Source organism: Erwinia sp. 009765445 (assembly GCF_058137865.1).
The window spans coordinates 38,090-55,417 of record NZ_JBYUWC010000023.1 but is presented as its reverse complement, the minus strand read 5'-3'; the positions used below and the strand labels follow the sequence as shown (position 1 = coordinate 55,417).

Below are 17,328 nucleotides of genomic sequence, written 5' to 3'. Positions count from 1 at the left end.
GTTAAAACGGATGAACGTTAATCCAGCTTTTTGCTCAGCAGCGTGGTCCACGCGCCATAATCATTGATGGTCTGATAACTGAAGTTTTTTGCACCGTTGAACGTTCCCGGCACGACCGCACTTCCTTTTGGTGGCAGCATCAGGGGTTTAATTTCTTTACCGTCCACCCGCAACGTAATCAGCGTCAGATAATAGGGCGTGGGGTTTTTAAGCGTCAGCTGTCCTCTGCTGAGGGAGCCGGTGATTTTCTTATGGGCTTCAGTGACTTTTTCAGTCAGCCCTGCCGGACGATAGAAAACTTTAATGCGGCTGGCAGCAGCAAGCTGCAGGGTATTATTTCCCTGAGACTCACTCTGAGGGATGGCTTTCACCGTCATCCAGTACAGCGTTTCTCTGTCGGCAGGCAGGCCTTTTCCGGTAAAAATAACCCGTAAAGTATTCTCATTGTTTGGGCGTAATACCGACAGCGGCGGTACCACCACAAAATCCTGCGTTTTAGTTCCGGCTGAATTATCCAACCAGGTCTGAATAAGAAAAGGTGAAGTAGTATGAGTATTGCGAATATCCAGCGAAGCTTGTTTATCTCCGGCATTATAGACCAGACGAGTCGTTCCCAGACCCACTCCGCCAGCACTGGCAACCAAAGGCAACAGCAATGAGCATATCGCCAGAAAGAGAGCAGGAATACGCATAATAATTTACCTCAGGGGAAAAAAGGATTCAGGATCCTTTCGGTCCTGAATCCAGGTTAATTTAATCAGGAATAAGTCAGGGTGTAAGTCGCAACAGCACTTGCATCACCCGCGGTTACGCTACCTTTTTCGGTATGGTATTTCGCGGTGAAGTTCAGGGTGTTACTGCCCGCACGCAGTGCAGTATTACCACTGGCTTCATTCAACTTAACCTGTGAACCTGCCTCATCAAAAATACGAATTGACAGGTTCTGTGCTGAACCACTGCCGCCATTGACGCCAGTTGCCAGACCGCTTGCATCATCTGCATCAACAGTTCCGGAGAAGGTTACGGCAACATTCTTAAAAGTACTGTTGTCACAATCTTCCAGACTGATGGTGAAGGTTTTGCCTGTTGCCAGTGTGGTTCCGGCAGTCGCAAGAGAGGCGGCACGAGCCTGCCCCATATTAATGTTCTGAACCGCCGAGCCGCTGGATAGTGCACAAGCGGCGGTGATAACGCTGCCCTCAAAATTCAGGGTGCCACCATCTACAGTGACTGGTACAGGGTCTTCGGCCCAGGACATCGCTGGCAGCAGAGCCAATGCACCACAAACGGACATTGCCGTGACTGATTTCAGCATAAAACGCATAATTACATTCTCCATATGTAAATAACTTTCGAAAATAGCCACTTGGTGAATAACAATGAAAGATAACTCCCGGCTCTCTTTATTATTCGCGCACTATTATCGTTAACCATAAATATACAAGTTATCTTGTCGATAACGTTCACAACAATTATCTATAACAAAATTAAAACAACCAAAAGAGTGCAATAAGACTTCCAAATCCGGCTTATACCGGTATTTTTTTCTGAACCAGATAAGTACAACCAACCTGGCGAGTAAATATTAACCACTCCTCAGTAAACAAAACCAAAACAGTTCACACTCGTTGCAAAATAAATACGACAGAAAGGTCAACTGACTTAAATTTTTTTTATTATTAATTTTTAAAATAAATTAATTGAGGTGTTTATCGGCACTGAAAACACTTAATCTTCAACAGGTTCAGCGCTGTGACTGGCGTGGTACTCTGATCGGGATTAATTGCGCCCCGCTCAGCAGGGGCGCAGGAAGAGGCTTCAGCATTTCTGCGCCACCATAAACAAACGGGGAAAAGGCATCAGCACGTTGCCATCCTGACGAACGCTATAGGCTGATGTCAGCTCCTGCAGATAGTGAGCGAGAAAAGCCTCCTGCTCTTCTTCTTTTAGTGGGGCCAGGAAAGGCCGCAGCCCGGTCGATTTCAGCCAGTCAATCATGGCCTGGTGTGAAGGCATCACGTGATAGTAGGTGGTGCGCCAGATATCCACCGAACACCCCGCCTGGCACAACAGATCGTAATACGCTTCCGTGGTGAGCAGGCGCTTACGATCAGCCGCTCCGGGGCCAATTTTATCCCGGAAGGCGGGCAGCTCAGCGACTTTACGCATCAGGCTGTGGGTCGGCTGGTCCAGGTTGTCCGGCATCTGCACTGCCAGCACGCCACGCTTCGCCAGTTGATCCACCAGGTGCGGCAGTAATTGCTGATGATCGGTCAGCCACTGCAGCGAAGCGTTGGCATAAATCACCTCCTGCGGCTTTTCAGCCTGCCAGCCGCGAATATCCACCTGCACAAACTGGCAGTCGGGCAAACGCTTCAGCGCCTGTTCCAGCATTGCCTGTGAGCTGTCCAGCCCGGTAATCCGTGCGGTGGGCCAGGCCTCTCGCAGCAGCTCTGTGCTGTTACCGGGACCGCAACCGAGATCGGTGGCAGAGTTCACTTCACGGGGGGGAATTCGGGAGAGTAATTCTTTAGCGGGACGGGTACGTTCAGCCTCGAACTGACGGTAGAGATCGGGATTCCAGTCTTTCATTTGTTCCTCATTAAAACGATCAACCACGCTGATAACTGTAGCCTGGAATAAAAATTGCATTACCTCCCCTGCTCGCTTTTTGATCGGAGAGACTTATGCGTCATCTTGATAATGATACCCTGGCCGCTTTTATCGCGGTTTACGACCACGGCAGTTTTACTCTTGCCGCAGAACAACTGGGAAAAACCCAGGCTGCCGTCAGCATCATGCTGAGCCGGCTGGAAAAACATCTGGGCCAGCGTTTGCTGGAGCGCTCGCGCCAGGGCATCACCCTCACCCCCTCCGGTGAAAAGCTGATTGGCTACGCCCGGCAGATGCAGGCACTGGAAGAAGAAGCGCTCACCGCGCTGGGTTGTTTCGCGGCAAAATCACGCATTCGTATCGGGATGCCAGACGATTATCTGGGCACTATTGGTGCAGAGCTGATTGAAAACTTTTCGCAGCGCAATCCGCAGTTGCAGGTGGAGATCGTCAGCGACTTCTCCTGCAAGCTGGAGAAGCTGGTCAACGATGGTCATCTGGAGATGGCGATCTTCACCCGCCAGCCTGGTGAACAGAACGGCGAGTTTCTTCGCAAAGAGCCACAGCTGTGGTGTACTGCCCCGGACTGCTTTCCGGAGCAGCAAACCACTCTGCCGCTGGTGCTGTTTCCCGAAGGCTGCCGTGCGCGGCCTCAGGTCATCAGCGCACTCGGTAAAGCCCGTTTGCGCTGGCATATCGTCTGCACCTCATCACATCTGGCAGGCGTGCAGACCGCAATCCGCATTGGCAAAGCGCTGACCGTTCTGCCTGCCTCGGTGATCCCTGACGACTGGCGGATCCTCGGCCAGAATGAACAGCTGCCCGCCCTGCAGTCGCTGGATCTGGCACTGCTGGTGCCGGAAGATGCCCACGTGGGCACCCGCCGCCTGGCTCAATTCATCCGTGAGCTGGTTTCAGCGGTGGAAGCTCTGCCTATGCAGACTGCGCTATGATCGCCTGACTGCACGCCGCAGCCAGCAGGTCGACAGCCTGCTGGTCGTGGCTGAATGACAGATAGAAACGGCCAAACGCGGAAGGCATCGACAGGATGTGCTGACGCCGCAGCGCCACGTGCAGCGCCATACTCCACTGATGATCGGCAGCCGCCACCGCCTGAGCATAAGTTTCAGGTGCGGTTGCCTGCTGCCAGAAGGTGAAGACCGTGCCATATCCGGAACTGGCGAGTTCGACCCCCTGCGCCTTACAGTCGGCAATTACCTTGCGGCACAGTTCATCGCCGCTGCGCAGCAGCTGCATATAATCCTTGCTACGCAGCTCGTTGAGCGTGGCGATTACCGCAGCACAAACCGGCGGGTTACCGCTGTAGGTTCCTGCCCGCACAGCACGACCATCTTCAAACACCTTCATGTACTGCTCTTTACCCACCAGCGCAGCGACAACGGTGCCGTTGCCAATGGCTTTGCCTACCGTTGCGAAATCAGCATCCACGCCAAACAGATGCCCACTCAGCCCGGCATGCAGGCGAAAACCCATCAGCACTTCATCCAGAATAACCATTGCACCAGAACGGTGCGCGGCGTCGGCCAGATAGTGCAGATAGCCCTCGGCGGGTTCAACACAGCCCGCATTCGCCATGACCGGTTCCACGATCACGGCGGCGATATCGGGATGTTCAGCAAACAGCGCATCGACATCTTTAAAATCGTTGTAGCGCAGCAGCAGCATCCCTTCCTTTTCCGGACGGGTGGCTCCTGGCATCTCTGCCATCGCCGATCCGGCATTGCCGAAGGCCACGCTGTCGAACCAGCCATCATAACCGGCGGCAAATTTCACCACCTTATGACGGCCAGTCACGGCGCGCGCTCCCCGGCAGGCCAGATGGACTGCTTCACTACCTGAGTTTACGAAAATAACTTTATTGAGTTCCCCGGTGAAGGCACTCAGAGTGGTTGCCGCCTCTTCTTCTAAAGCATGTGAGTAGGCTGGCATCATCATTGTTTTAACTGCCTGCTGCACGGCATCGACAACCGCCGGAGGGTTATGCCCCAGCAGCGTCGCGCCAAAACCTAAAGCCGTATCCAGATAGCGCTGACCGTCCGCATTCCACAGCCAGGCACCCTGTGCTTTTTCAATCATCAGCGTCTGGCCGTCAATTTCAGGCAAAGCGCGGCCGGCGCTGGATATTCCACCAACTAAATGTTTCATCACAGTTCTCGTCTGTTTGACTGTCAGTAGCCCAGCGTTGCGGGCAACCATCCGGTTAATGAAGGAAAGAAAATCAGGAGCGCGATAGCGAAGGCGGTCGCGAACCAGAACGGGATCAGCCTGCGTGAGACCGGGCCGATATCAATTTTTGCCACGTTACAGACCACGAAAATATTGGTGCCAATCGGCGGCGTGAACAGCCCCCAGCCCAGCGTCAGCGTAAAGATCAGGCCAATCTGGTAAGGCTCAAATCCGGCGGTTTTGGCAATCGGCACCAGGATCGGCGCGAGAATAATCATCGCCGGGCCAAGATCCAGCCAGAAGCCCACGACTTTCAGCAGCAGGATCACCAGCAGCATGGTGGCGATCGGTCCGGCATGCAGCCCGCCAATCCAGGCGGCGGCCATATGCGGGACCTGAGTAACCGTCAGCAGCCAGCCGAAGGGTACCGCCACAGCCATGATGATCATCACCGATCCGGTCAGCGTGACCGATTCAATAATCGCCGGGATCAGGTCGCGCCACCCCAGCTCGCGGTAATACAACCCACCAATCAGCAGCGCATAAATTACGGCTAACCCGGCCGCTTCGGTCGCGGTGACAAAACCGGTGATGATAGCGCCGAGAACAAATACCGGCATACACATCGCCGGGAACGCCCGCCAGAAATCCCGCCAGAAGGCTTTGAAATCGAACTTCCCTTCCACCTTTGGGAAATTTTCCCGCATGCCGATAAACCAGGCGGTGAGCATAAAGACCACGGCCAGCATACAGCCGGGGATCACACCAGCGACAAACAGCCCGCCGATGGAAGTGTTAGTGATGACGCCGTACAGCAGCAGGATCACGCTGGGAGGAACCACAATCCCCAGCGTGCCGGAGGCCGCCGTGACCGCCGCCGCAAAATCGCGTGGATAGCCCTTTTGCTCCATCACCGGGATCATCACCTTTGCCACGGTACTGGTATCCGCCGTGGCAGAACCGGTCAGGCCACCGTACACAAAAGCAGTGGCAACGTTAACCAGTCCCAGGCCACCACGAAAACGCCCGAACAGGTGCTCGGCAACGTGCATGATGCGGTGAGTCAGCCCGCCGCGGTTCATCAATTCCCCGGCAAATAAAAACAGCGGGATGGCGATGAGCGAGGTGGTGTCAGCGCCGCGCAGGGTCTGCTGAGCCAGCCAGGCAATCGGCATCGGGAAGTCACCCAGCGCCAGTGCGGCAATACTTCCGCCCGCTATCGCCCAGGCGATGGGCACCCCGGCAAACAGCAGCACCAGGAAGGCGGCAATCAGAATTAAAACAGTCATAGCGCTTCACCCGAGCGTGAGAAGAAAAAGTGCCAAATCCGCCAGAGCGAAAGGAATATCAGCATCACCGCAAACCCTGCCAGCGAGCAGGTAATCACTGCATTCGGCAGCCTCAGCACCGGTGTCGGCACCCAGGCGGAGGTCTGCAGGATTTTCATCCCACTTGTCAGCAGCCAGCCGCTGAGCACCAGCAGCACCAGCGCCGAAAACAGCCGCAGCCAGCGCCGGACACCTGCCGGGCACAGTGCTGCCACGCTGGTGAAGCTCACGTTCTCGCCGCGAATTTCAGCCAGCACCGCGCCCAGGAAGGTCACCCAGATAAACGAGATTTCAGCGGTTTCAAAGGTCCACTCCAGCCCCGTCCAGGCAAAATAGCGGGCGACGATCCCCAGCAATGTGGAGCCCATCGTCACCAGGAACATCGCGCCGCCTGTCCACATCAGCAGTAACGTCAGCCACCGCGGGCCACTGGTTGGTGCGTAGTGAACCGGCGTCATCAGTTACTGCCCGCGTCAGTACGCAGCTGTTTGACGAAGTCTGCGCCCCAGGCTTTGCTGAACTGGTCGTAAACCGGGCCGACTTTGGCCACGAAGGCCGCGCGATCCACCTCGTTAAATTCAACTTTCTTCGCTTTCAACTGGTCGGTCAGTTTGGCGTAAACCTGGTCAAGCTGGCTGCGATACCAAGTGGTGGTATCAGCCACGGACTCAGTCAGTGCTTTTTTGTTTTCCGCGCTCAGCCCGTCATAAGCAGATTTGTTCATGTACCAGAAGTTGGCTGACCAGATGTAGTTCGCCATCGAGACATGCTTCACAACTTCGTACCAGCGCTGGTCGCTGAAGTCGCGCAGCTCTGGCTCCACGCCGTCAACCACGCCAGACTGCAGAGAGGTATAAACTTCACCAAACGGAATTGACTGCGGCAGGCCGCCAAGCTGTTTGATGGTGGCGAGGATTACCGGGTTTGGTGGCGTGCGGATCTTCAGGCCGCTCAGATCTTCCGGCTTCACAATGGCTCTTTTGCTGTTAGCGAACTGACGGAAACCGGAGTCCAGCGCCGACAGCATCACGTAGCCACGGCTCTCGCCCATCGACAAAAGTTTCTTGCCCGCGTAGCTGTCGAGGAAATGGTGCACCGAGTCAGCGTCTTTAAACAGGAAAGGCAGGGAAACCGCATTCAGACGCGGATCGATAGCATCCACCACGCCGCCCAGTCCCATAGTGATTGCACCAGACCCGGTTGAGTCAGCAATCGCGCCCTCATCGCCCAGCTGGCCATCAGGGAATATCTGAATTTCCAGCGCGTCGTGCGACTTCTCTTTCACTTCTGCCGCAAAACGGACCATCGCCTGGTTGACCAGGCTGTCGCTGCTGGAGGCGTGAGCTAGGCGCAGGGTTTCAGCAGCAGAAGCGCTTGTGGCATACAGTCCACTGCCCGCGCTCAGAACGGCAATGGCGATAAGATGACGGCAAAAAACGTTACCCGGGGAAGCTGCCATGGTCGATCCTCATATTACTGGTTGTCAGTAGAGTATGACCCCAGCATAGGGATTCTGCATAAGATGAGAAATAAAGAGTTTTAATAGTGGGATACAAATTTTTATACAAGCTCCCCAGCGCAGACAGGTCAATGAATAAGCCGCTGAAAGCTACTTTTAAAAGGCCCTGATGCTCCCGGAAAATTCTGTCTCAGCCACAGAGTCCGGTTGATTCCACTGCCGTATTCAGCCGGACCAGTGCAGCAGGGCTGAAGTGCATCCGATGCCCGCTAACCTCTTGTTTCACGCTGCTCTTTTGGCCATTATCGAGGGTCAATACTTTCCTGACCCACGCGAGGTGCATGCATGGAACCGTCTCATCCACAGGGGATTGAGGTAAAAATTGCCGGAATTGTGAAAGAGCTCGAACCGCAGCTGATCGCCCTGCGACGCGACATTCACGCACATCCGGAACTGGGTTTTGACACGGTGCGCACGGCGGAAGTGGTGGCGAAGGAGCTGGAAAGGCTGGGCTATCAGCCGCAAAGAGGCATCGGCAAAACCGGGATTGTGCTGGATATTCACGGCGAAGAGAAAGGGCCAAACCTGCTGCTGCGTGCCGATATGGATGCGTTGCCCATCGAAGAGAAAACCGGCCTTCCCTACGCCAGCGTTTACCCGGGCAAAATGCACGCCTGCGGCCACGATCTGCACACCGCAACCCTGCTCGGTGTGGCTGCCACGCTGAAAGAGCTGCAGCCCCAGCTGAAGGGCTCAGTCCGTCTGGTATTTCAGCCTGCTGAGGAAACCACCGAAAGTGGCGCAGCGGCGATGATTACCGATGGCGCGGCTGAAGGTCAGGATATGGCGATCACCTTCCATAACCGTCCGGAACTGGCAGCAGGCAATATTCTGCTGACACGCGGGGCCAGTACCGCCTCCTGCGATGAATTTGATGTGGTGGTGACCGGCGTGTCAGGACATGCTGCCCGCCCGCACGCTGCCGCCGATCCTATCGTTGCCACGGCGTATCTGATCACCCAGCTGCAGACCATCATCTCCCGTGAAATGGACCCGGCACAATCAGCCGTACTGACCGTCGGCCATATTGAAGGCGGCGCGATCCACAACATTATTCCGGATTCCTGCCTGTTCCGGGGAACCGTTCGTGCCCGCTCAACTGCCTCGCGCGATCATGTGGAAACGGCATTCCGCCGTATCTGTGCTGGCGTGGCGCTGTCGATGAATGTGAAAGTGGACATCAACTACCAGCGCGGCGTCCCTCCCCTACTGAATGATGACCGGATGGTCGATCTCGCCGAAAAGAGCATTACCCGCCAGTTCAGCAAACAGCCGGAGATCCAGCAGGGCCGGAGTTTTGGCGCGGAGGACTTCTCTTACTTCTCCGATTTGATGGCTGCCTGCCAGATCCACATCGGATCGGGGCAACCGGGACGTGACGACCACGTACATAACTCTGACTACCAGCCGGACGAGAGCTGCATCTCGCTGGGTGCCATCGCCCTGACCCGCTTAACGCTGGATATTCTTTCTTAACCGTATTTCAAATTTAACAGGTGTAGCTAATGACTCTGACACGCAAACGTTTTCTCACCGGTGCTATTGCCGCTCTCGGCCTGCTGGTTCTGCCACAGTTGCAGGCGCGGGATCTCTCCTCGCTGACCTTCGCCACCGAAGCCGCCTTCCCTCCGTACAACATGACCACACCGGGCGGTGAAATCGTTGGCTTCGAGCCGGATATGCTGAAAGAGATCGCGAAGCGTGCGGGTTTCAGCTACAAACTGGTCGCTCAGAGCTGGGGGGGAATGATCCCCGGCCTGCTGGATGGCAAATACGATGCGATTGTCGATGCAGTGTCGATCACGCCTAAACGCCAGGAAACCATTAACTTCACCAGCCCGTATATCAATGGCGGCTCCGGTTTTGTCACCAACAAAGACAGCAGCATCACCAGCCTGCCAGGCACCGGTACACGCATTTCGCTGACCGATGAAGCCGCCAGAAAAACCGCCATCGACAACATCGCGAAAATCGTCAAAGGCAAAACGATTGGCGTACAGGTTGCCACCATTCAGGCTGACTTCCTGCAGAAATACTTCGGCAATATCGCCACCATCCGCACCTATCCGGGCGGCAAGGATACCTTCTTCGATCTGGATGCCGGGCGCGTCGATATGGTGATGGCAGCCGTGCCAAACCTGACCGCCTATGTAAAACGCTCTAACGGCAACGGCGAACTGACAGGTTACACCTTCCAGAACGGCGTGCTGGGCGCAGGCTCGGCTATCGGGTTGCGGAAAGACGACACCGAACTGCAGGCTAAGCTGAACACGGCCATCGACTCGATGGTGAAAGACGGCACGATGAAAGCGTTAATCATCAAATGGTTCGGCATGGATCTGTCACCAAAAGCGTAAATGGAGTCCGGTATGGTTAAAGATTGCCGGTGGCTGAAGGGCCGCAGTGGGGATAAATATGGGCATTGACTGGCAGCTCCTCGGCTTCGGTCCTGAGGGTTGGGGGCCGGTGCTGCTTAAGGCTGCCGGGGTCACGGTTTCCGTTTCCCTGTGCGCCTTTCTGCTCGGCTCGGTGATTGGCAGTCTGGTCGCCTGGGCCAAAATCGGCGGGAACCGCTGGCTCAGCAGGCTCGCCGAAGGCTACACCGTGGTGCTGCGCGGCATTCCCGACCTGATCGTAATCTACATTTTCTATTTTGGCGGACGTCAGGTGATGGCCTTTTTCGGTCATGCGCTTGGATTTGCCGGTCCTTTTGACATCAGCGGGTTTGTCGCCGGTGCGCTGGCAATCGGCCTGATTTCCGGTGCCGGACAGGGCGAAGTCTTCCGCGGGGCTTACGGCACCATCCCGAAAGGCACGCTGGAAGCAGCGACGGTGGTGGGGATGGGCAAATGGCTGATGTTCCGCCGCGTCATTGTGCCACAGGCCCTGACCACCGCGATCCCCGGCCTGGGCAACCAGTGGCAATCTGCCATCAAGGAGTCGGCACTCGTCTCGGTTACCGGACTGGTGGAAACCATGAATCAGGTACAGGTTGCCTCCGGGTCCACCCAGATGCCGTTCTTTTTCTTTGCCGTTGGCGCGGTGATTTACCTGGTGATCACCACCGTCTCTGAACTTGTTATTCGCCAGGCTGAGAAATGGTCCTTGCGCGGTCAGGATTACACTCAGCTTTAGGGGCACGGTGCATGGATATTTCGTTTATACAACAGACTCTTATCAAACTGCTGGCCGGGCTACCGCTGACTCTGAACCTGGCGGTGCTGTCACTATTGGGCGGCGGCATTCTGGCGCTGCTGCTTAATCTGCTGCGTGCAACCAAACCAGGTAGCGTTGTTGCAAAAGGATACGTGTTTCTGTTTCGCGGCTCACCGCTGCTGATCCAGATATTTATGATCTACTACGGGCTGGGCAACGTCAGCTTTATTCGCCACAGCTTTCTGTGGCCTTTCCTGCGGGATCCTTACTGGTGCGGGCTGCTGGCTTTGATCCTCAATGATGCGGCTTATACCTCAGAGATCCTGCGCGGCGGCATTCGCGCGATCCCGACAGGATCGATTGAAGCGGCCCGTGTTTGCGGCATGTCCCGCTTCACCATCCTGCGACGCATCACTCTGCCGATTGCCATTCGCCAGGCGTTACCGGCCTGGAGCAACGAAGTGATCTCGATGGCCAAGTCGACCTCGCTGGTCAGCACCATCAGCCTGATGGAAGTGACCGGCATTGCCAACGCCGAGGTTTCCAACACCTATCGGGCGCTGGAAGTGTTTATCAGTGCGGCGGTGATCTACCTGGTGATTTCGCTGCTGGTAACCAAGGCACTGGCCATGTTTGAAAAATACCTTTCACCCGAGAAGTCCGGAGCAAGAGCATGAGCACACCTACCCTGACGCTGCGTAATCTTAAAAAGAGTTTTGGTCAGCATGAGGTGCTGCACGATATCAGCCTGACGGCCAACGACGGCGACGTGATTTCACTGATTGGGGCAAGCGGCTCCGGCAAAAGCACCCTGCTGCGCTGCATCCCGTTCCTGGAAGTGGCTCAGGGCGGTGAGATTCAGGTGGCGGATGAGAAAATTAACCTGAACGGCAATAACGGCACGCTGAGCAAAGCTCAGCAGACGGCAATTAAAAATATTCGCAAACAGCTGGGCTTTGTTTTTCAGAGCTTTAATTTATGGCCGCACCGGACCGTGCTGCAAAACATTATTGAAGCTCCCATCCATGTACAGAAGCGTAACCGCAAAGAGTGCATTGAAGAAGCTGAAGCGCTGCTGGAAAAAGTCGGTCTGTTTGCCAAACGGGATGCCTGGCCTGCCCATCTGTCGGGCGGTCAGCAGCAGCGGATCGCCATTGCACGGGCGCTGGCCCAGCATCCGAAGGCGATTCTGTTTGATGAGCCAACTTCCGCGCTGGATCCTGAACTGGTGGGCGACGTGCTGAAGGTGATCCGCGGGCTGGCCGAAGAAGGCCGGACGATGATTATCGTCACCCACGAGATGGGCTTTGCCCGCGAAGTGTCGAACAAAGCGATTTTCCTGCATCAGGGGATGATTGAGGAGGAAGGCCCGCCGGAGCAGGTCTTCACCGATCCCCACTCCGATCGCTGCCGGGCCTTTGTCAGCAGCCATTTCCAGCGCAATTATTAAGAGATGCCCTTAGCGGGCGTCGCGCACCGCTTCACCCAGCTGCCACACCGCCATAGCATAGTGGTTGCTGTGGTTGTAACGGGTGATCACGTAGAAGTTCGGCAGCCCGTACCAGTATTGATAATATTTGCCCATATCGAAGCGCAGCAGGCTGGCCTGCTGATAACCGTTCAGCGGCACCTGCGGCGATAATCCGGCTGCGGAGAGCTGGCCCATGGTGTAGCGGGTTTTAAAACCGCTCTCCATCAATGGGGCCTGGCCGTTGGCCGGAACGGCAATCGCACCGCCCTTCTGCCAGCCATGAGCGCTGAAGTAGTGCGCCACGCTGCCTATGGCATCAACCGGATCCCACAGGTTGATGTGGCCGTCACCATTAAAGTCGACCGCATACTGCTTAAAGGAAGAAGGCATAAACTGGCCGTAACCCATCGCTCCGGCGAAGGAGCCGCGCAGATCGAGCGGATCGTCTTTCTCTTCTCTCGCCATCAGCAGGAAGGTTTCCAGCTCGCTGCTGAAGTATTCGGCCCGGCGCGGATAGTCAAACGCCAGCGTTGCCAGCGCATCGATAATGCGGGTTTTGCCCATCACGCGGCCCCAGCGGGTTTCCACGCCGATAATACCCACGATGATTTCTGGCGGCACGCCATAGACCTGCCAGGCACGGTTCAGTGCATCCTGATACTGATTCCAGAACTGCACGCCATTCTGCACGTTACCCGGCACGATAAATTTGTTGCGGTAGCGGATCCACGCGCCGTTTGGCCCGGTGGGTGCCTGATATGAAGGTGCCTGGCGATCCATCAGCCGCAGCACAAAATCCAGTCGCTTCGCCTGCGCCAGCACGTCATGCAGCTGCTGGCGATCGAAGTTATGTTCACGCACCATTTTATCGATAAAAGCAGCCGTCGCAGGATTACTGGCAAAGTCCCCACCCAGCGGGGCGATATCGTGCGAGGGTTCCAGCAGAAAACCGTTGCCGCCTTTAAAAGGGTTACCGTGAGGTTCAACCTGCTCGGGAGCTTTGGAGCTGCTGCAGGCCGAAAGAAGAAGGAGCGCGGGCAGAAGTGTGGCCAGATAACGCATTGAATATCCATATGGGCGGTAAGAGTTGTCGTTATGGTAAAGCATTGCCTGGCGCGAAGAAAAGGAGATGTTATGTAAAGGCGTTACTCGTTGGGATTTGTTTACTTTTTTCTGCGATGGACCGCATCCCTGCCCTGTGCGGATTGACATGATAAAAATAAAACGCTATTTCAATAATATTATTTAGTCCTATAAATTATTCAGGAGGAATGATGAGTAAGCAGGCTGCGATACTGTTAGCACCGGGTTTTGAAGAAGCAGAAGCCTTTATTATTATTGATATTTTGAACCGTCTGCACGTCAAGGTGACCACCGTTGGCTGTCATACCGTCCGTGAGATACCGAGCTACCATAACGTGCCGGTGATTGCCGATGTGTTGCTGGCGGATTTGCAGGATGAGCTGTTTGATGCGGTGGTTATTCCAGGCGGGCCGGAAGGCACGGTGAACCTGGCAGCCAACCCGCTGGTGACGACATTTATCCGCCGCCACGATGATGCCGGGAAATGGATAGCCCCGATCTGTTCGGCTGCAGCCAGGGTTCTGGGAGGCCATCATCTGCTGAAAGGACGGCGCTATACCTGTTCCGGGGATTTGCATAAAGCGGTGACGGATGGTGTCTACAGCACGGAGGATGTGGTGGAAGACGGCAACCTGATTAGCGGCAAGGGGCTGGGTAAGAGTTTCGAGTTTGCCTTCCAGCTGGCATGGCGATTAACCGGCGATACGCAAACCGCTGATTTCCAGGCCGAGCATATCTACTTTGACTACTGGCGGAGTGGGGATCGCTGATGTTTGCGGGTAGGTGCGGTTGGGTCGCTGTAAGGGCTACTGGTGGTGTGGTGAGTGCTAGTGTTCGCGGGTAGGTGCGTTTAGTCGCTGAAAGTGCCACTGCCGAATGGTAAGCACTAATATTCGCGGGTAAGTGTGTTTAGTCGCTGAAAGTGCCGCAGTAGCTGGAGGGGCTATACGGAACACGGACACGCCGTTAAATCGTCCCTGATGGCTTGAGTCGCGCGTCCATGCGCGACACAGTCCGCTTATCCGTATAGCCCCTCCTGCCATTAGCTAAGGTGTTGCTGCAATAAGGTGTTGCTTTGAATTTGGTTTTTTATAATTGAGGGCTGAGTGCTTGGGGGGCAGCGAGTTGTGTTTTCTTAAGAGGAGGAACCTGTGATGGCACAATGGGATTTGTGGCAAAAGAGTTTGAGCCGGATGAATCTTTGGAAGATCAGATCCTTAAACAGGGTATCTCTTCATATGAATTATTGTCGCTCAGAGCTGATCTGATAGGCGGCTTTGTGCCTATAACGGACATTACTTCTTCTTATTAAGCATCGACTTCAGATCGGCAAACGGATTGTAGGTTGCTTCACCAACATCTTTTTGCGCATCCTCTCCTGCCACAACGGTTGTACCGTACTGGTCTGCTTCCGTGTACTTCGAATGTTCATGATCATGACAATACAGGCACAACAACTCCCAGTTACTGCCATCTTCCGGGTTGTTGGTATGGTCGTGATCGATATGGTGAACCGTTAATTCGCGAAGATTTGAATAAACAAACTCACGCGAGCAACGTCCGCATACCCATGGGTAGATTTTTAGGGCTTTCTCACGATAGCCGCTTTCAAGCCGCATGTAGTTTTTTGGGATCAGAGCCATTTCCGATGTTACCTGTTTCAAAGAGAGTGTTTTACGAGAATGCCCCAATATACCACTTACAACTTTTTCCGGATAACCCCTTCTGCCACGAAAACAGCACTGCTTTCAGTGGCAGAAGGACATCTTTTACCTGACCTGGACCAGCCCGCTGTACGTCTCGATGTAGCGCGGCGCTTTCAGATCCTCAACCTGAAAGTTCACCAGATCGAACAGCAATTCGGTAAGCACTTCCTGAGTCTCTGAATCCGCTGCGCGGCTGAGTAATACCTGAGTTAAGGCACGGCAGTATCTGGTGATGGCTTCAGGCTCGGGATTCATTCCAGCTACAGCCGTTCAACTTGCCGCAGGTTTGTACTGAGCCAGCTGGCCACACTTGCCACGACGTTAATGTGGTTACTCGGGTATCACCCTGAAAATAAAGGATGAAATCTAAATGAAGTACCAGGCTGACAGCCTGAAACCAAGGCGGGTGATCTGGTATCTGACGTTAGCGGAGAATGTCCTGCAACACTCTTCGCTAAATATAAGTTTAATCGAACTGGATGCTGTTCTTAATCACCTTGCAAGAATCTGTAGAACTATGGTGTTGGTTTATCAGCAGTGATTTAGTGGCGCTCCCTCAGCCTCATAAGGCTTTTTTACGCTCTGTACATTCTCTGCCTGGACGATCACCATCAAAGACTGAGGAACGTTTTAAGCAGATTTGATCGAAGCCGATCTCTGAACAGAGTGAGAAAGGATTACATCAGCGACTCAGGTTTCACTCACCCACGACTCAGAAGTTCGCGGGTGGCGGTCAGACCCGGTGCTGGCGGGTGTTTGCCGCATGGACGCGGCAATCAAGGCTACATGGACGTATTTACGCCGTCCCGACTGCACCGGGTCTGACCGGCACCGATCACTATGAGGGCAGCTAAGCAGATCTGACCGACACCGATCACCGTGTTGCAGTTGATGTTGTCTTTCCAATGCCATCACTGTGTGGCAGTTAAGCAGACCCGACCAACACCAATCACTATGTGGCAGTGGGCCTGCCCTTCCCGACCTTAAAGCGAAACCAGCGAATCGCGGGTAATTTCCGCAATAGATTTTGCGCCGGTCAGCGTCATCGCCACCCGCATCTCTTTCTCAAACAGCTCCAGCAGATTCACCACGCCCGCTTCTCCCCCCGCCGCCAGTGCATAGACAAATGCCCTGCCCAGCAGCACGCTGTCCGCCCCCAGCGCAATCATCCGCACCACGTCCAGTCCGGTACGGATGCCCGAGTCAGCAAGGATTTTAATATCGCCTTTTACCGCATCCGCAATCGCTGGCAGCGCCCGCGCAGTTGAAAGCACACCGTCCAGCTGCCTGCCACCGTGATTCGACACCACAATGCCATCCGCGCCAAAGCTCACCGCGTCTTTTGCATCCTGCGGATCCAGAATGCCTTTGATGATCATCGGTCCCTTCCAGAACTCCCGGATCCACTCCAGGTCTTTCCACGAAATGGAGGGATCGAAGTTCACACCCAGCCAGCCGATATAATCTTCCAGCGTGGTCGGCTTGCCGCGATAGGCTGACACGTTGCCCAAGTCATGCGGCTTACCGTTCAGCCCCACGTCCCACGCCCACTGCGGATGCATCACTGCCTGCAGAATGCGGCGCTGAGCTGCATTCGGCCCGCTCATGCCTGAATGGGCATCACGGTAACGCGCGCCGGGAACCGGCATATCCACCGTGAACACCAGCGTTTTCACGCCTGCTGCCTGCGCCCGCTCCAGCGCATTGCGCATAAAGCCCCGGTCTTTCAGCACGTACAGCTGGAACCACATCGGGCGGTTAATTGCAGGAGCGACTTCTTCGATTGGACAAACGGAAACGGTGGAGAGAGTGAAGGGAATGCCTTTCTTCGCGGCGGCTCTCGCGGCCTGCACTTCGCCACGGCGGGCATACATCCCGGTCAGACCAACTGGTGCCAGCACCACCGGCATCGCCAGCTTTTCATCGAAAAGCGTGGTTTCCAGGCTCAGCTCGGACATGTTGTTAAGAATGCGCTGACGCAGCGCGATGTCGGCTAAATCAGCGGTATTACGCCGAAGTGTATGCTCGCTGTAGGCACCGCCATCGATGTAGTGAAACAGGAAAGGAGGCAGCCTGCGCTTCGCCGCTGCCCGGTAGTCCGTTGAGGCTGAAATGATCATCTGTACACACCTGTTTATGATGCGCTCGCTGGCGAGATCCCTGAGCCAGTACCACAGCGAACTCTGGAATGAGCCACCGGGATACTGTCAGGATCCGTCCCGGCGCTCACAAGTACAGGAAGTGTAATCAATAAATCTGGCCGTT

Annotated in this window: 18 protein-coding genes and 1 pseudogene; 8 read left to right on the top strand and 11 right to left on the bottom strand. The window is 55.1% G+C overall.

The genetic code is table 11. The features are described 5' to 3' along the window. Positions 1-17 precede the first annotated feature (17 nt). The 3 genes from AC3Y5R_RS21180 to tam form a co-directional block, all read right to left on the bottom strand. Positions 18-692 carry a fimbrial biogenesis chaperone gene (locus tag AC3Y5R_RS21180; protein ID WP_489922979.1) on the bottom strand — a complete coding sequence of 225 codons (675 nt, stop codon included), beginning with the start codon at positions 690-692 and terminating at the stop codon, positions 18-20. 65 nt (positions 693-757) lie between these two features. Beyond that, positions 758-1,324, bottom strand: a complete 567-nt coding sequence (locus AC3Y5R_RS21175; RefSeq protein ID WP_233268367.1) for a fimbrial protein — start codon at positions 1,322-1,324, stop codon at positions 758-760. A gap of 494 nt (positions 1,325-1,818) precedes the next feature. Beyond that, entirely contained in the window at positions 1,819-2,592 is a 774-nt protein-coding gene (gene tam / locus AC3Y5R_RS21170; protein WP_489923004.1) for a trans-aconitate 2-methyltransferase, read from the bottom strand. Positions 2,593-2,687: 95 nt separating this feature from the next. Between tam and AC3Y5R_RS21165 the strand changes: the two genes are divergently transcribed. Beyond that, complete coding sequence (locus tag AC3Y5R_RS21165; protein ID WP_489922978.1) at positions 2,688-3,566, top strand: LysR substrate-binding domain-containing protein; 879 nt, start codon at positions 2,688-2,690, stop codon at positions 3,564-3,566. Here AC3Y5R_RS21165 and AC3Y5R_RS21160 read toward each other — a convergent pair. From AC3Y5R_RS21160 to AC3Y5R_RS21145, 4 genes are read right to left on the bottom strand one after another with little or no spacing between them, the layout of a single operon-like run. After that, the gene (locus tag AC3Y5R_RS21160) at positions 3,547-4,779 is read right to left on the bottom strand and encodes an aspartate aminotransferase family protein (RefSeq protein ID WP_489922977.1); all 1,233 of its coding nucleotides are present in this window, start codon (positions 4,777-4,779) and stop codon (positions 3,547-3,549) included. The two genes, AC3Y5R_RS21165 and AC3Y5R_RS21160, sit on opposite strands and share 20 nt — an antisense overlap. A 23-nt stretch (positions 4,780-4,802) precedes the next feature. Further along, positions 4,803-6,089, bottom strand: a complete 1,287-nt coding sequence (locus tag AC3Y5R_RS21155; RefSeq protein ID WP_489922976.1) for a TRAP transporter large permease — start codon at positions 6,087-6,089, stop codon at positions 4,803-4,805. Continuing rightward, on the bottom strand, positions 6,086-6,586 hold the full coding sequence (locus tag AC3Y5R_RS21150) for a TRAP transporter small permease (RefSeq protein ID WP_489922975.1): 501 nt from the start codon (positions 6,584-6,586) through the stop codon (positions 6,086-6,088). The genes AC3Y5R_RS21155 and AC3Y5R_RS21150 overlap by 4 nt, the downstream gene beginning before the upstream one ends. Beyond that, on the bottom strand, positions 6,586-7,587 hold the full coding sequence (locus tag AC3Y5R_RS21145) for a TRAP transporter substrate-binding protein (RefSeq protein ID WP_489922974.1): 1,002 nt from the start codon (positions 7,585-7,587) through the stop codon (positions 6,586-6,588). Before AC3Y5R_RS21145 ends, AC3Y5R_RS21150 begins: the two co-directional genes overlap by 1 nt. Before the next feature lie 345 nt (positions 7,588-7,932). Here AC3Y5R_RS21145 and AC3Y5R_RS21140 point away from each other — a divergent pair, with 345 nt between their 5' ends. The 5 genes from AC3Y5R_RS21140 to AC3Y5R_RS21120 are packed head-to-tail and all read left to right on the top strand — an operon-like array spanning position 7,933 to position 12,253. Continuing rightward, positions 7,933-9,123, top strand: a complete 1,191-nt coding sequence (locus tag AC3Y5R_RS21140) for a M20 metallopeptidase family protein (RefSeq protein WP_489922973.1) — start codon at positions 7,933-7,935, stop codon at positions 9,121-9,123. Positions 9,124-9,152: 29 nt separating this feature from the next. Further along, complete coding sequence (locus AC3Y5R_RS21135) at positions 9,153-10,004, top strand: transporter substrate-binding domain-containing protein (RefSeq protein WP_489922972.1); 852 nt, start codon at positions 9,153-9,155, stop codon at positions 10,002-10,004. 58 nt (positions 10,005-10,062) lie between these two features. Beyond that, a complete protein-coding gene (locus tag AC3Y5R_RS21130) occupies positions 10,063-10,782 on the top strand; it encodes an ABC transporter permease (RefSeq protein WP_489922971.1) in 720 nt (239 codons plus the stop codon). Between the two features lie 11 nt (positions 10,783-10,793). After that, complete coding sequence (locus AC3Y5R_RS21125) at positions 10,794-11,480, top strand: ABC transporter permease (RefSeq protein ID WP_489922970.1); 687 nt, start codon at positions 10,794-10,796, stop codon at positions 11,478-11,480. Beyond that, entirely contained in the window at positions 11,477-12,253 is a 777-nt protein-coding gene (locus tag AC3Y5R_RS21120) for an ABC transporter ATP-binding protein (protein ID WP_489922969.1), read from the top strand. Before AC3Y5R_RS21125 ends, AC3Y5R_RS21120 begins: the two co-directional genes overlap by 4 nt. A 9-nt stretch (positions 12,254-12,262) precedes the next feature. Here AC3Y5R_RS21120 and mltB read toward each other — a convergent pair whose 3' ends face one another. Beyond that, the gene (gene mltB, locus AC3Y5R_RS21115) at positions 12,263-13,336 is read right to left on the bottom strand and encodes a lytic murein transglycosylase B (RefSeq protein ID WP_489922968.1); all 1,074 of its coding nucleotides are present in this window, start codon (positions 13,334-13,336) and stop codon (positions 12,263-12,265) included. Positions 13,337-13,548: 212 nt separating this feature from the next. Here mltB and AC3Y5R_RS21110 point away from each other — a divergent pair, with 212 nt between their 5' ends. Continuing rightward, entirely contained in the window at positions 13,549-14,127 is a 579-nt protein-coding gene (locus AC3Y5R_RS21110) for a DJ-1/PfpI family protein (protein ID WP_489922967.1), read from the top strand. Between the two features lie 525 nt (positions 14,128-14,652). Here the strand turns inward: AC3Y5R_RS21110 and yajD are convergent. Together yajD and AC3Y5R_RS21100 are read right to left on the bottom strand one after the other, a co-directional pair. Continuing rightward, the gene (gene yajD / locus AC3Y5R_RS21105) at positions 14,653-15,000 is read right to left on the bottom strand and encodes an HNH nuclease YajD (protein ID WP_489922966.1); all 348 of its coding nucleotides are present in this window, start codon (positions 14,998-15,000) and stop codon (positions 14,653-14,655) included. Positions 15,001-15,126: 126 nt separating this feature from the next. Further along, positions 15,127-15,318 (bottom strand): hypothetical protein, encoded by a 192-nt coding sequence (locus AC3Y5R_RS21100; RefSeq protein WP_489922965.1) that lies wholly within the window; start codon positions 15,316-15,318, stop codon positions 15,127-15,129. Between AC3Y5R_RS21100 and AC3Y5R_RS21095 the strand changes: the two are divergent. After that, positions 15,319-15,604: pseudogene (locus AC3Y5R_RS21095) on the top strand (IS4 family transposase); the annotation flags it as partial. It abuts the gene before it with no gap. 442 nt (positions 15,605-16,046) lie between these two features. Here the strand turns inward: AC3Y5R_RS21095 and lldD are convergent. Beyond that, a complete protein-coding gene (gene lldD, locus AC3Y5R_RS21090; protein ID WP_489922964.1) occupies positions 16,047-17,183 on the bottom strand; it encodes an FMN-dependent L-lactate dehydrogenase LldD in 1,137 nt (378 codons plus the stop codon). Positions 17,184-17,328 lie beyond the last annotated feature (145 nt).